General features: G+C 77.4%; 1 protein-coding gene. It reads left to right on the top strand.

Translation table 11 applies throughout. The features are described from left to right. On the top strand, positions 1–359 hold a 359-nt coding region (locus GTW08_RS13310), incomplete at both ends, for a LytTR family DNA-binding domain-containing protein (RefSeq protein WP_161151989.1).

The raw sequence follows: 359 nt of genomic DNA, 5'->3' as shown, positions 1-359 counted from the left end.
TGCCGGTGGAGGCCGCCGGGCGCACCCGCTACGTCCGCCGCGAGGACGTCCGCTTCGTCGAGGCCCACGGCGACTACGTGCGGCTGCACCTGCCCGGGGGCTCACACCTCGTGCGGATCCCGCTGTCCCGGCTGGAGGAGCACTGGGACCCGCACCGCTTCGTCCGCGTGCACCGCAGCTTCCTGCTGCACCTCCCCGCGGTCCGCGAGCTGCGCAGCGACGCCGGCGGCGGCCTGCTCGCCCACACCGATGCCGGTGACGTGCCGGTCAGTCGTCGCCACGCCCGGGACCTGCGCGACCAGCTGCTCGCCGCGGCCACCGCCGGGGCGCTCGACGGCCACCGCGCCCCCGACGGCGAC

Origin of the sequence: Pseudonocardia sp. SID8383 (genome assembly GCF_009864975.1) — a bacterium.
Lineage (GTDB): Bacteria > Actinomycetota > Actinomycetes > Mycobacteriales > Pseudonocardiaceae > Pseudonocardia > Pseudonocardia alni.
Note: the sequence above shows the minus strand (reverse complement) of the source record. Positions and strands in the feature narration are given on the sequence as shown.